This is a genomic window from Mesorhizobium sp. M1D.F.Ca.ET.231.01.1.1 (genome assembly GCF_003999155.2).
Taxonomy (GTDB): domain Bacteria; phylum Pseudomonadota; class Alphaproteobacteria; order Rhizobiales; family Rhizobiaceae; genus Mesorhizobium.
This window is the reverse complement of record NZ_RZOZ02000003.1, coordinates 612,242-625,265: the sequence shown is the minus strand read 5'-3', so window position 1 is coordinate 625,265 and position 13,024 is coordinate 612,242. Positions and strand designations below refer to the sequence as shown.

Annotated in this window: 13 protein-coding genes and 2 pseudogenes; 8 read left to right on the top strand and 7 right to left on the bottom strand. The window is 64.8% G+C overall.

Annotation, left to right across the window (positions count from 1 at the left end):
• Positions 1 to 138: pseudogene (locus EN874_RS12585) on the top strand (IS481 family transposase); the annotation flags it as partial.
• A gap of 342 nt (positions 139 to 480) precedes the next feature.
• A complete protein-coding gene (locus EN874_RS12580) occupies positions 481 to 1,815 on the top strand; it encodes an FAD/NAD(P)-binding protein (RefSeq protein ID WP_127425016.1) in 1,335 nt (444 codons plus the stop codon).
• A gap of 214 nt (positions 1,816 to 2,029) precedes the next feature.
• Here EN874_RS12580 and EN874_RS12575 read toward each other — a convergent pair whose 3' ends face one another.
• A complete protein-coding gene (locus EN874_RS12575) occupies positions 2,030 to 2,800 on the bottom strand; it encodes a type 1 glutamine amidotransferase domain-containing protein (protein ID WP_127425015.1) in 771 nt (256 codons plus the stop codon).
• 114 nt (positions 2,801 to 2,914) lie between these two features.
• Here EN874_RS12575 and EN874_RS12570 point away from each other — a divergent pair, with 114 nt between their 5' ends.
• Positions 2,915 to 3,268, top strand: coding sequence for a helix-turn-helix domain-containing protein (locus EN874_RS12570; RefSeq protein WP_126086727.1), 354 nt, complete (start codon positions 2,915 to 2,917; stop codon positions 3,266 to 3,268).
• A gap of 1 nt (position 3,269) precedes the next feature.
• On the opposite strand, the gene EN874_RS12565 is transcribed toward EN874_RS12570, so the two are convergent.
• From EN874_RS12565 to EN874_RS12560, 3 genes and pseudogenes are all read right to left on the bottom strand, one after another.
• Entirely contained in the window at positions 3,270 to 3,698 is a 429-nt protein-coding gene (locus tag EN874_RS12565; RefSeq protein ID WP_245513526.1) for a cysteine hydrolase, read from the bottom strand.
• Between the two features lie 74 nt (positions 3,699 to 3,772).
• Positions 3,773 to 3,829: pseudogene (locus EN874_RS34820) on the bottom strand (hypothetical protein); the annotation flags it as partial.
• Between the two features lie 83 nt (positions 3,830 to 3,912).
• On the bottom strand, positions 3,913 to 4,242 hold the full coding sequence (locus EN874_RS12560) for a hypothetical protein (protein WP_126086725.1): 330 nt from the start codon (positions 4,240 to 4,242) through the stop codon (positions 3,913 to 3,915).
• Positions 4,243 to 4,578: 336 nt separating this feature from the next.
• Between EN874_RS12560 and EN874_RS12555 the strand changes: the two genes are divergently transcribed.
• The 5 genes from EN874_RS12555 to EN874_RS12535 all read left to right on the top strand — a co-directional run bounded on the left by EN874_RS12555 (position 4,579) and on the right by EN874_RS12535 (position 9,688).
• Positions 4,579 to 6,009, top strand: coding sequence for a pyridoxal-phosphate dependent enzyme (locus EN874_RS12555; RefSeq protein ID WP_127425014.1), 1,431 nt, complete (start codon positions 4,579 to 4,581; stop codon positions 6,007 to 6,009).
• The gene (locus EN874_RS12550) at positions 6,006 to 7,175 is read left to right on the top strand and encodes a cystathionine gamma-synthase (RefSeq protein ID WP_127425013.1); all 1,170 of its coding nucleotides are present in this window, start codon (positions 6,006 to 6,008) and stop codon (positions 7,173 to 7,175) included. Before EN874_RS12555 ends, EN874_RS12550 begins: the two co-directional genes overlap by 4 nt.
• Positions 7,176 to 7,325: 150 nt before the next feature.
• Complete coding sequence (locus EN874_RS12545) at positions 7,326 to 8,567, top strand: D-amino acid dehydrogenase (protein WP_127425012.1); 1,242 nt, start codon at positions 7,326 to 7,328, stop codon at positions 8,565 to 8,567.
• Between the two features lie 66 nt (positions 8,568 to 8,633).
• Positions 8,634 to 9,443, top strand: a complete 810-nt coding sequence (locus EN874_RS12540; protein WP_127425011.1) for an Asp/Glu racemase — start codon at positions 8,634 to 8,636, stop codon at positions 9,441 to 9,443.
• Positions 9,444 to 9,505: 62 nt separating this feature from the next.
• Positions 9,506 to 9,688: a hypothetical protein gene (locus EN874_RS12535; protein WP_168247422.1), complete on the top strand. Its 183-nt coding sequence runs from the start codon at positions 9,506 to 9,508 to the stop codon at positions 9,686 to 9,688.
• A 77-nt stretch (positions 9,689 to 9,765) separates the two neighbouring features.
• Here EN874_RS12535 and EN874_RS12530 read toward each other — a convergent pair whose 3' ends face one another.
• The 3 genes from EN874_RS12530 to EN874_RS12520 form a co-directional block, all read right to left on the bottom strand.
• Positions 9,766 to 10,686, bottom strand: coding sequence for a hypothetical protein (locus tag EN874_RS12530; protein ID WP_127425010.1), 921 nt, complete (start codon positions 10,684 to 10,686; stop codon positions 9,766 to 9,768).
• 283 nt (positions 10,687 to 10,969) lie between these two features.
• Positions 10,970 to 11,275 (bottom strand): UBP-type zinc finger domain-containing protein, encoded by a 306-nt coding sequence (locus EN874_RS12525; RefSeq protein WP_126086719.1) that lies wholly within the window; start codon positions 11,273 to 11,275, stop codon positions 10,970 to 10,972.
• Between the two features lie 36 nt (positions 11,276 to 11,311).
• On the bottom strand, positions 11,312 to 12,973 hold the full coding sequence (locus EN874_RS12520; protein WP_127425009.1) for a cyclic nucleotide-binding domain-containing thioredoxin-disulfide reductase: 1,662 nt from the start codon (positions 12,971 to 12,973) through the stop codon (positions 11,312 to 11,314).
• Positions 12,974 to 13,024: the final 51 nt, after the last annotated feature.

Here is a 13,024-nt window from a genome sequence, read left to right as displayed (position 1 = left end):
GACGCTTACAACTTCGGGCGCCGGCTTAAGACACTGACGGGGCTAACCCCCTACGAATACATCTGCAAATGCTGGACAAAGGACCCTGAACGCTTCAGGCTCGATCCAATCCATCAAATGCCGGGACTAAACATCTAGGGTCTGCGCGCGTCGCTGCGCTCCTTGCTCCGCCCTGGAATGACGACAGAAGAGATGGCTCAGCCAATCGCCGAGGGTGGTCGCTCCAGCGAACGAAAATCCTCCTGTGACCTTCCCCGGGTAAATCCGTGCCCCAGATAGCGGCGGAATTGAAACGAGGTTCCGCGCGCGATCAGGTTAGTATAGTAATCTTATCGACATTAGGGAGAGAGAACGATGCACGAGCACCTGAACCGCATACGGCCAGTCGTTCGCGGCACCGGCCTGAGGGCTGCCTCGCGGCGGCCGGCGCCGGCCGCCTAGGCTAGGTCGCGGCTCCTCGACAGTTCCTGAATTTCAGCCATGGTTGGACGCGGCAACTCCATCATCATTGTCGGCGGCGGGGCCAGCGGCGTCGTGCTGGCGGCGCATCTTTTGAAATCGCCAAACCCCGATCTGCGCGTCACGCTGATCGAGAAGCGTCCTCATTTCGGCCAGGGCATGGCCTATTCGACGCTGCTCTCCGCGCATGTGCTCAATGTCAACGCTTCCGGCATGAGCGCCCATGCCGACGATCCGGGCGATTTCGCGCGCTGGGTGCTGGAGCGCGGCTTCGCAAAGCCGGACCAGGGGCCGTTCTACGCGCCGCGCAGCCTCTATGCCCGTTACCTGAAGGAACTGCTCGACGATCTCGAGGAGCGCGAGCGCGAGACGGGAAGGCTACGCCTGATCCGCGAGGAGAGCCTGTCGATCTCGCCGACCCCGTCGGGCGTCGAGGTGGCCCTGGCCAACGGCACCAGCGTCGTCGGCCATCTCGCCGTTCTAGCCACCGGCCATGACGAGCAGCCTGGCGCCTTCCAGGGCCGCGCCATCCGCATGGGTTCGGAGGCCGACACCGCGCTCGACCCCGAAGCCACGGTCCTGGTGCTGGGCACGGGCTTGAGCATGGTCGACGCCTTCCTGTCGCTGGAGCAGCGCGGCCATCGTGGCGAGATCGTCGCTGTGTCGCGGCGTGGCCTGCTGCCCTCGCCGCACCGCAAGGGCAACCCGATCAAGCTCGATGTCGCCGACATCCCGCTCGGCACCGAGCTTTCCTATTTCGTCGGCTGGTTCCGCAACCTCATTCGCGAGACCCAGAAGGCCGGCGGCGACTGGCGCGACGTGGTCGACGGCCTCAGACCCTTCAACCAGAAGATCTGGCAGAACTGGCCGTCCTCGGCCAAACGCCGTTTCGTCGAGCACACCAAGGCCTGGTGGGACATCCATCGCCATCGCATGGCGCCGGAAGTCTATGAGCGCGTCACCGAAGCGGTCGGCTCGGGCCGCATCCGCCTCGTCGCCGGCCGGGTCGTGGACATCGAGCCGGGCTTCACCGTCACGATCCAGCAGCGCGCCACGCAGGCGCTCGAGACGCTCGAAGTTGCCCGCATCTATGACTGCATGGGCATCGCCCGCGACATCTCGAGGACGTCGAACGGCGTCGTGCGCTCGCTGGTCGAGCGCGCCCTGGCGCGCCCCGATCCGCTGCGCCTCGGCCTCGACGTCACCGCCGGATGCGAGCTGATCGCGGCCGACGGCACGGTGTCGTCGAAGCTCCTCGCCGTCGGCCCGCTGACGCGCGGCACCTTCTTCGAGATCGACGCCATTCCGGATATCCGCGTCCAATGCGCGAAGCTGAGCAAGCTGTTGCTGGGTTAAAGGCATGTCTCCCGAAAGTGGGAACCGGTTTCGGGGTCATGCCTAAAATGAAAACCTAAAGCGCATGGAGCGAAGCTGAAAGATCGCGACGCGCTTCAGAGCAATTCCAGGAAAAGTGTGAGCGGTTTTCCGCCCGGAATTGCGAAAAAACAAAGAGTTGGAGCGGTTCGGCGTTTCCGTGAAACGGTGAACCGCTCTAGGGTCCGGTTTGGCTTCAGCCGCCAAGCGCCTCGCAGACGACCCGCGCGGTCTCGGCGCCGGAGAAATTCTGCTGGCCGGTGACGAGGTTGCCGTCGCGCACGGCAAAGCCGCGCCACGGCCCGGCCTGGACATAGTTTGCGCCGATCGCCTTCAGCTCGTCCTCGATCCGCCATCGCATCAGATGCTTGCCGCGTTCGAGCGCGCCCATCGCCCAGGTGGCGTTGTCGGCAAAGTCCTCCTCGACATTGGCAAAGCCGGTGACGGTCTTGCCGGCGGCAAGCAGCGATCCGTCGGCGCGCCTGGCATAGCGCAGGATCGCGGTGCCGTGGCAGAGCGCAGCCGCCACCTTGCCGGCCTCATGGAAGGCGACGAATGTCCGCTGCAAATCGGTCGCGCGCTCGTAGGTGAACATCGGCGACTGGCCGCCGGCGACGACGATTGCGTTAAACTGCTCGACATCGATCTCGGCCACCGTCCGCGTGTTGTCGACCATGGCCAAGAGTTTCGGGCTCGAAATGAAGCCGAGCGAGATGAGGTCGCTTTCCGAATAGCCCGACGGATCGCGCGGGTCGCTCAGCGCATCGGCCTCGCACTTGCCGCCGTCAGGCGAAAAGATCTCCACCTGATAGCCGCGTTCGGTGAAGGCGAGCCAGGGATGCGTAAGCTCGCTCCACCAGAAGCCCACCGGCCACCCGGTCGTGGTCGAGACGGCCGGATTGGCGATGACGATCGCCACCCGCTTCGGCTTTCGCGCATTGACCGGATTGGGATCCCTCACACTCATCGTCGCTCTCCTCCTGTGAAACACGCTGCCCGACAAGGTCGGACACTTCAACCCCGCCAGATGGCGGGGCGATTTCCGCTTCCCGATCGGCCGGGCCTTGCCTAGGATCGTCGCATGACACAACGTGGTAGACTTTATGGCTGCCCGGTCGAGTTCGCCCTCGACGCTTTGGGCGGCAAGTGGAAGACGGTGATCCTGGCGCGGATCAAGGAACAACCGTTGCGCTACTCCGAATTGCGCCGGATGACCCCCTCGCTTTCCGACAAGATGCTGACGCAGCGCCTGGCCGATCTCGTCGAGATCGGTTTCGTCACGCTGGAGTCCTCGCCCGATGGCAAGGGACGCTACACGCTGACGGAGCGCGGCCGCGATCTCGCCGCCGCGCTTCAGGCGCTCTACGACTGGGGCGACGTACATGGCCGCGCCGAGGGTGTGCGCTTCCGCACCGACATCGAGGCGGCCGCCTAACTCAAAGAGCATCGGCAAGCGCGCCGCGAAAGCCGGCGACATCGGTGACGATGGCTTCGCCAAGGAAGCGCAGCGTCGCCATCGAGCGGCCGCTGGCCTCCTTGTTGCCGAAGCCGCAGGCATCCTCGATGACCACGGCCACGAAACCGTTGTCGGCCGCCTGCCGCACCGTCGGTTCGATGCCGATCTCCATGGCGATGCCGGCAAGGGCGATCGCGCGCACGCCGCAATCGCGCAACGCAAGGCCGAGCGCGGTGGAATCGAAAGCCGACATCGTGAGCTTGTCGAATATCGCTTCGTCCGCGCGCGGCGCGAGTTCTGGCACGATCTGCGTCGCGTCGGCGTCGCGCAGGAACCAGGGCTCGACCGCGTCGGGGTCATCGCGCCGCTGCAGGCCATGGCGGTGCGCAATTGCGTGACGCCCATCCATGTCTTCGGCAGCGACAGGTGGCGCGTGAAGGCCACGCGCATACCGGCCGAGCGGGCCGCTTCCAGCACGATGCCGGTGCGCTCGACGATTGCCGCGGCGCCGTCGACCTGGCGGCAGATGCCGACCTGCATGTCGTAGATCACCAGCGCCATGCGGCGCGGATCGCACCATTCCGCCAGGCTGGTCGGGATCTCGATCCCGTCTCTGGAGCGGATCATGCTGCCGTCCGATCCCAAGGTTTTGCGACGTCGACGGTCGGATCGAACAAATATTCCAGCGGCAGCGGGGCATCGAAGGCGATGAAATGCCATTCCAGCAGACCGGCCTTGGACAGCGGGAAATCGTCGGTGTAGCGCCTGGCTTCCTCGACGCTGTCGAGCTCGAAGACGATGATGACGCCGCCGACATCGGCACGCGCATAGTTCTCGCGCACGATGCCTGTCTTCCAAAGCCGCCAGACATTCGAGACCTCGTCGCGCAGATAGGGCCGGAGGTCGTCGAGCGTGACGCCGGGCTTGAAATTGTCATAGGCAAGAATCTTCATCGGCTGTTCCTTGCGTTGGCCCCGCGCAGCGCTCGCCTAGCATGGCGAAATCGGTGCCGGCAACGAACGACATGGTTCGTTGAAGCGCCGGCCGATTTGCCCTTTCGTGCCGCAAAGTCCCAATCGGGCGCCGGGTCGGCCGTCCGCATTCCGCAACGCTGTGGAGGATCGGCCAGCGCGAGGGGACGCTGTCGCGCCGACGCCTCGATTGAGGGATGGTCCTCTTCCTGCCTGAAATTCCATTCCCCCACTCGCCCCCGGATTGGCACGATCTATCTTCTTTCCAGCGGCGATCGGCTGGAAAAGACGCTAGTTTCGACCCATGGAGCAGCGGACATGAGCGTGCACGGGAAAGCGGCGCCGGAGGCCGCGGAAAATAATCGGTTGCGGCCGCCTTACGCCTCGGTGCTCGATCTGATCGGCCAGACGCCGGTCGTCGAGCTCACCAAATTCGACACCGGCAAGTGCCGGCTGTTCATCAAGCTCGAAAGCCAGAACCCCGGCGGCTCGATCAAGGACCGCATCGCGCTGTCGATGATCGCGGCCGCCGAGAAGGCGGGCCAGCTGAAGCCCGGCGGCACCATCATCGAGGCCACCGCCGGCAACACCGGCCTCGGCCTTGCCCAGGTCGGCATCCCCAAGGGCTACCGCATCATCCTCGTCGTGCCCGACAAGATGTCGCGCGAGAAGATCCAGCATCTGCGCGCCTTGGGCGCCGAGGTGCGCATGACCCGCTCCGACGTCGGCAAGGGCCACCCGGAATATTACCAGGACATGGCCGAGAAGATCGCCGCCGAATTGCCCGGCGCCTTCTATGCCAACCAGTTCGCCAACCCGGCCAACCCGCTGGCGCATGAGACCACGACCGGTCCGGAGATCCTTGCCCAGCTCGACGGCGATGTCGACGCGGTGGTGGTCGGCGTCGGCTCCGGCGGCACCCTCACCGGTGTCGGCCGCTTTTTCGCAAGACATTCGCCGAAGACCGAGATGGTGCTTGCCGATCCGGTCGGCTCGGTGCTGGCGCCGCTGATCAAGACCGGCAAGATGATAGAGGCCGGTAGCTGGACGGTCGAAGGCATCGGCGAGGATTTCGTGCCGCCCAATGCCGACCTCTCGCTGGTGAAGAAAGCCTATTCCATCACCGACAAGCAGAGCATGCTGGCGGTGCGCGACCTTCTGTCGAAGGAAGGCATCCTGGCCGGCTCCTCCTCCGGCACGCTTTTGTCGGCGGCGCTCCGCTATTGCCGCGAGCAGACATCGCCGAAACGTGTCGTCACGCTGGTCTGCGACAGCGGCAACAAATATCTGTCGAAGGTGTTCGACGACATCTGGCTGGCCGAGCAGGGCCTCGACGAGCATGAGCAGCATGGCGACCTGCGCGACCTTGTCATGCGCTCGCCGCGCACCGGTGACATCGTGACCGTCGGCCCCGGGGAAACCCTGCTCAACGCCTATGGCCGCATGCGCCGCTCCGATGTCTCGCAGCTGCCGGTTCTCGATGACGGCAAGCTGGTCGGCATCGTCGACGAGAGCGACATCCTGGCCAAGGTCGACGGTCCCTATGACGGCCGCTGGGACCGTTTCAACGCGCCGGTGCGCACGGCCATGACGTCCAGCCTGCACACGCTGCAGGCCAGCCAGACGCTCGACGCGCTGCTGCCGGTCTTCGACCGCAACGAGGTTGCCATCGTCTTCGATGGCGAGGAGTTCATCGGCCTGATAACCCGTATCGACCTGATCAACCATCTGAGGCGCCGCGCAAGATGACGACGACTGGCAAGAACCGCCTGGCCTTTTCCACCCGCACCATCCATGGCGGCCAGAGCCACGACCCGACCACCGGCGCGGTGATGGTGCCGATCTACGCCACCTCCACCTACGGCCAGCAGTCGCCCGGCGTGCACAAGGGCTTTGAATACGCCCGTAGCCAGAACCCGACGCGCTTTGCCTTCGAGCGCGCCGTCGCCGATCTCGAAAGCGGCACGAAGGCCTTTGCCTTCGCCTCCGGCCTGGCGGCGATCGGAACGGTGCTGGAGCTGCTCGATGCCGGCGCCCACATCGTCGCCACCGACGACATCTATGGCGGCTCGTTCCGGTTGATGGAGCGGGTGCGCAAGCGCTCGGCGGGCTTGCAGGTCAGCTTCGCCGACTTCACCGACCTCGCCGCCGTCGAAGCCGCGATCCGCCCCGAGACGAAACTGCTCTGGGTCGAGACGCCGACCAACCCGCTGCTGCGCATCGTCGATCTCCAAGGCCTCGCTTCGCTCGCCAAAAGCAAGGGTCTGCTCACCGTCGCCGACAATACCTTCGCCAGCCCCTATAACCAGCGTCCGCTGGAGCTCGGCATCGACATCGTCGTCCATTCGACGACCAAATACTTGAACGGCCATTCCGACATGGTCGGCGGCGTCGCGGTCGTCGGCGACAACAACGACCTCGCCGACCGGCTGAAATTCCTGCAGAACGCCATCGGCGCCATCTCCGGCCCGTTCGACAGCTTTCTGGCGCTGCGCGGCATCAAGACGCTGGCGCTTCGGATGGAGCGGCATTCGGCGAACGGCCTGAAGATCGCGCAGTGGCTGGAAGGCAGGAAGGATGTCCGCCGCGTCATCTATCCGGGGCTTGCCAGCCACCCGCAGCACGAGATCGCCAAACGCCAGATGCATGCCTTCGGCGGCATGATCTCGGTCGATCTCGACCGCGACCTTGCCGGCACAAAGCGCTTCCTCGAACGTACGCAGCTCTTCACGCTGGCCGAAAGCCTCGGCGGCGTCGAAAGCCTGATCGAGCACCCGGCGCTGATGACGCACGGCTCGATCCCGGCGGAGAAGCGCGGTGAGATAGGCATCTCCGATTCGCTGGTTCGCCTGTCGGCGGGCATCGAGGATGGCGATGATTTGATCGCGGATTTGGAGCAGGCGCTGGCGACCTAGCCACCCGCCAATCACCGAGCGTGGTGATCCTTCGCGCCCCCCTCGTTCTGCCAGAGGGGGGCGCTGTCCTGCCGACATCTCGCTATGTGTGCCATTGCAGACCGCAATCCACACTCTAGACTGTGCCGGCTTGCGATCTCCGGAGGCGTCATGCGCGTGATCGTGTTGGGCGGCGGCGTGGTTGGCGTCACCACCGCCTATCAGCTGCAGAAGGATGGGCACGAGGTCGTCGTCCTCGAGCGCCGGCCTCAGGTCGCCGCCGAGACCAGCTGGGGCAATGCCGGCATGATCGCGCCCGGACATTCCTTTGTCTGGTCGTCGCCCGGGGCGCCGATGATCCTGTTGAAATCGCTGGTGCTGAAGGATCAGGCGCTGCGCTTCAGGCTCTCGGCCGATCCCAGGCTCTACAGCTGGTCGTGGCTGTTCCTGATGGAATGCACGGCCGCGAAGGCCAGGCGCAACACGCTGCTCAAGCATCGGCTCGCCGCCTATTCGCAATCGGTGCTGCACGAGGTCATCGCCGACGAGCAGATCGACTATGACCGCAACGATCGCGGCATCGTCTATTTCCACCGCAGCCAGCAGGCGCTCGACAAAGGCGTCGAGCATATGCGGCTGCTCGAATCCGACGGCCAGCTGATCAAGGTGCTCGACCGCGAGGGCGTCGTGGCACTCGATCCGTCGCTGGCCTCGGCGCGGGAAAAGATCGCCGGCGGCATCTATTGCCCGACCGACGAGACCGGCGACCCGGCGAAGTTCACCCGGGCGCTGGCGGAGAAGGTGGTCGAGCGCGGCGGCGAGATCCGCACCCAAACCACCATCACCGGCATCGAGGCATCCAGCGACGGCGTGACCCAGGTGCTGACCGACAAGGGCGCGGTCAAGGGCGACGCCTATGTGCTGGCGCTCGGCTCCTACAGCCCGTTGATTGCAGAAAAGATCGGCATCGGCCTGCCGATCTATCCGATCAAGGGCTATTCGCTGACCATTCCGATCGGCAACCGGCCGCATCCGCCGACCATCGCCTCGGTCGACGAGCACAATCTGGTGGCCATCTCGCGCTTCGGCGACCGCATCCGCGTCACCGCCACGGCGGAATTTGCCGGCTACGACACCAGCCACAAGCCTGCCGATTTCGCCTTCATGAAGGGCGTGACGCAGGAGCTTTATCCCGAGGGCGCCGACTACGACCGCGCCGAGATGTGGGCGGGTCTCAGGCCGATGACGCCGAACAACCTGCCCGAATTCGGCCGGCGGCGCCTCGGCAACCTCTATCTCAACACCGGGCACGGCCATATCGGCTGGACCATGTCGCATGGCTCGGCCCGCATCACCGCCGATCTGATCGCCGGCCGCCGGCCGGCCATATCCATGGATGGACTTTTGAACTGAGAACATGATCCCAAAAAGTGGAACCCGATTTTTGGAAAAGATCATGTTCAACTGAGAGGGAATGCCATGTCTGTCGGCGCAGCTGCTACCCGCCTTGAAACTTCGGGACCGGTCGACCTCGGCGTCCTGCCGTCCGAGCTCGATGGCGGCCTCGCCTCGCGCGCGGCGATCGGGCTTGCGATCCTCGCCACCGACCAGACGCTGGAGCATGAATTCCGCGCGCTGGTGCGCATTCCGGGCGTCGCCTTCTACGAGGCGCGTCTCTTCAACGACAACGACATCACGCCGGACACGCTGCGCGCCATCGGCCCGCGGATCGCGCCGACCGTCGACCTGATCCTGCCCAGCATTCCACTCGACGTCGTCGGCTTCGGCTGCACCTCGGCGACCATGACGCTCGGCGAGGAGGCCGTCTTCGCCGAGATCAGGAAGGCGCGGCCGGGTGTCGCCTGCACCACGCCGGTCACCGGCGCGCTTGCCGCCTTCAGGGCGCTCGGCGCCAGGGGCATCGGGCTGTTGACACCCTATGCCCCCGAGATCAACCAGGGCCTTGTCCGCTATTTCACCGGGCGCGGCCTCGGCATCGCCGCCGTCGCCACCTTCGACCGGCGCGACGACCGCGAGGCGGCGCGCATCTCGCTGGATTCGATCGAAGCCGCGGCCGAGCGCATGGCGGCGGCGCCGGGTGTGGACGCGATCTTCATCTCCTGCACCAGCCTGCGCGTCGCCGAGGCGGTGGCCGGGCTGGAACGCAGGATCGGCATTCCCGTCACCTCCTCCAACCACGCCATGGCCTGGCACTGCCTGCGGCTCGCCGGCATCGACGACGTCGTGCCGGCCGGCGGCAGATTGTTTGCGGTGCCGGCCGCCGGTTAACGGTTCTGGAAAAGGTTGCTTAACGCTTGGCTACTATCTCCCGTCCCGGGAGGCAGGACAGAGTGAGCGCGATGAACGACAGCCCCGAAAAGCGCAATGAATGGCGCGCCATCTTTTACGTGCAGGCGCGTGTCGCCATTCTGTTCGTCCCGATCATCGTCAGCCTGCTGATCATCGGCGCGCTTGCCGGCAACGATCGCGATCCCGCCGCCATCGACCGGACCGTTACCAGCTCGGTGCGATGACCGCCAGGCGGCCGCCAGTTGGCCACTTCCCAAGATGCCTGTCGCCGGGATCGCAGAGCGCGTCGACGTCCAGAAAACTATTCGGCTGCCTCCGGCACAGGCCTACGGGCCTGTTCCAGCAAGTCAATACCGTCGCGCAGGGACACGTATTGGTGGACCGCATTAGTCTCATTGACTAGGACAGGAAGCGCGTCGGCCAAAATAGGCAGCGCCTGCAGTCCCCGGTCAGCCAAAAGCTTCTCTAGCGAGGTTTTCAAAACGGGGGAGTGCCAAGGCGTTCGCACATCTTCCCAGAGATGAGTCTCCCCATGGACTTTGATCCAGAGCCAAGGCTCTAGGCGCTCAACATCGCCATCGGTGCGAATGCGCCACATAGGCTTATAGTCTCGAGAGAAGAACACCTCGGCGCCGTCTTGTTCGGTCCAATAGCCGTAGGGAAGATAGAGGCGCATTGGCAGGAACAAGGGTAATGCAGCGCGGGGAGTCACGTATTCAAAATCTGCAATTGTCGTAACTTCTTGATGTGTGACGACCTGCGTGGGCCGTCCGTAGTTAAGCAGGATAACAGGTTCGCCATTGCGGCCTCGGGTCTTCAACTTACCCATCGCCCCACGCGTGCGTGCATCAGCTAGTGGCAGAACTGACATTTGCCAACATTTCAGGCGTATAGCGATTTGATCACCCAAAAGTGGCTGCCTGTCACCGGTTAGTCGTGCAACCGAGAGAGCATATTGGGCGTCTCCGTCCGGCACGGCCAACTCGTGCGCGAGTGCTAAGCTAAGATAGCTTTGCCGTTCGATAAACTCGGAGTGACTTAGTTCTTGGTCCAGTGGGCTCGGCGCGCTGGCACTCAAGTTACGGTTGAATTCGTACCAGTCCGTATATCCACATGCACGGGCGATACCGTGGTGTACGGAAGAGAGGCGCAGGCCAAGTTTGTCCGCAATTAGCTTGGCTGCTTTCTTGGGTCGCGTGGGATTCGGAAAAAAAAGTCTCATGCTCATCTCTCTCAATAGCGCCTGATGCGAGTTGGTCCACTCAACTCCGCGGCGCACTTCGAAAGAGTGCCGAGGTTCTCGAAATGTACTTGCCCCGAAGGCTTCACCATTGTGGACGGTGCGGGAGACTCCTCCGCTCTCACAAGCATGGCCACGCTAACTGACTTTGTCAACGGAGCATCGAGCCTGGTGTAGCGACCAACAGGCCCCAAAACTCCTTCTTTGCAGAGCATTTTCTCGGGCTGACGTAACTTTGTTCACGCCATTCCGCAGCACACCGCCTTCAAACAAAGCGCGGGATCGGGCCGTTCTGCGGCGTCGTGCGCTCGCCGAGGTCGATGAACACCTCGTCGATAAAGCACCAGCCCCAGCCCTCCGGCGGATCGTAGCCCTCGATGACCGGGTGGCTTGTGGCGTGGAAATGCTTGGTGGCGTGGCGGTTGGGCGAGTCGTCGCAGCAGCCGACATGGCCGCAGGTGCGGCAGAGCCTGAGATGCACCCACCACGATCCGCTCTTCAGGCATTCCTCGCAGCCGAGCGCGCTCGGCGTCACGTCCTTGATGCCGTCCGTATGCCTGCATTCGTCCATCACGATCTCCTCGCCGGTTCGGCACGGTCAGTCGATTCAAGCCGCGCGGCCGTTCCGCGCAAGATAGGCATGCAATGCCGCCACCACCTGGGCGCCTTCGCCGACGGCGGCGGCGACGCGCTTGGTCGAGCCGCAGCGCACGTCGCCGATGGCGAACACGCCGGCGCGGCTCGTTTCCATCAGGCCGTGTCCCGGCGCCACGTCCGGTCCGGTGCGGATGAAACCCTTGGCGTCGAGCGCCACATTGCATTTCGCCAGCCAGTCGGTGTTCGGATCGGCGCCGATGAACAGGAAGAGGTGGCGGATGGGGCGCGTCGTCTCGACGCCGGCTGCCCGGTTGCGCCAGCGTACATGGTCGAGATTGCCGTCGTGGCCGTCGAGCGCCACGATCTCGGTCTCGGGCTGCACCTCGATGTTCGGCTGCGCCTCGATGCGCTCGACCAGGTAGCGCGACATGGTGGCATTGAGGCTGTCGCGGCGCGCCAGAAGCGTCACCTTGCGCACCTGGCTCGCCAGATAGACCGCCGCCTGGCCGGCCGAATTGCCGGCGCCGACAAGCGCCACTTCCTGGTCCCGGCAAAGCCGCGCTTCGATGGGCGAGGCCCAATAATGCACGGACGTGCCCTCGAACTCTGCAAGGTTGGCGACATCGAGGCGGCGGTAGCGCGCCCCGCTGGCGATCACCACCGTGCGCGTGCGCACCGTCTCGCCGTCGCCGACATAGAGCCTGTAGCCGGACATGTCGTCGGCGGCGCCGAGCAGCTTCACCTCGTCGGGGATCACCATCTCGACACCGAACTTCTGCGCCTGGTTGTAGGCGCGCGCCATCAGCGCCATGCCCGTGATGCCGGTCGGGAAGCCGAGATAGTTCTCGATACGTGCGGAAGCGCCCGCCTGCCCGCCGAAGGCGCGGCAGTCGAGCACGATCGTCGACAGCCCTTCGGAGGCGGCATAGACCGCGGCCGCAAGCCCCGCGGGGCCGGCGCCGACAATCGCCACGTCGTAGATCTTGCTGGCATCGACCGGCCTCAGCAGCCCGACGCAGCGGGCGAGATCGCTTTCGCCCGGATTGTGCAGCAGCTTGCCGTTCGGGCAGAGCACGATCGGCAGATGGTGCGGATCGACACGGAAACGCTCGATCAGCGTCTTGGCGCAGGGGTCGGTGTCGGAATCGAGCGCCCGGTGCGGTAATCCGCTGCGCCGCAGAAAACCCTCAAGCCGCAGCACGTCGCCATTGCCGGGCGGGCCGATGATCACCGGCCCGCTGACGCCGCTTTCAAGCAGGCCGACGCGGCGCAGGATCAGCGCGCGCATGACGCGCTCGCCGAGGTTCGCCTCCTGCACCATCAGGTCGCGCAGCCGCTGCGAGGGGATGACGATGGCCTCGACCGGCGAGGCTGCTTCGGCATTGACCAGCGACGGGCGGCTCGAAAGCTGCGCCAGCTCGCCGATGAAGTTGCCCGGTCCGTGGGTGACGATCGCTTCGCGCGGGCCGAGCCCGGCCTGTGTGATCTCGACCTTGCCCGACAGGATGACGATCAGCCCGGGCGACACCGTGCCGGCGGTGACGATATGCTCGCCGGCGGCATAGGTTCGCGCTTCGCCGAAGCGGCGCATGTGTTCGATATCCGCGTCGGCGAGGGCGGGAAACATCTGGTCGCGACGGGCGGCGATGGTCGGGCTGACGGCAGGGGCCATGCGGCGACCGTAGCGTCATGGTCGCCGGGATTGAAGCGGTTTGTTCGGAGA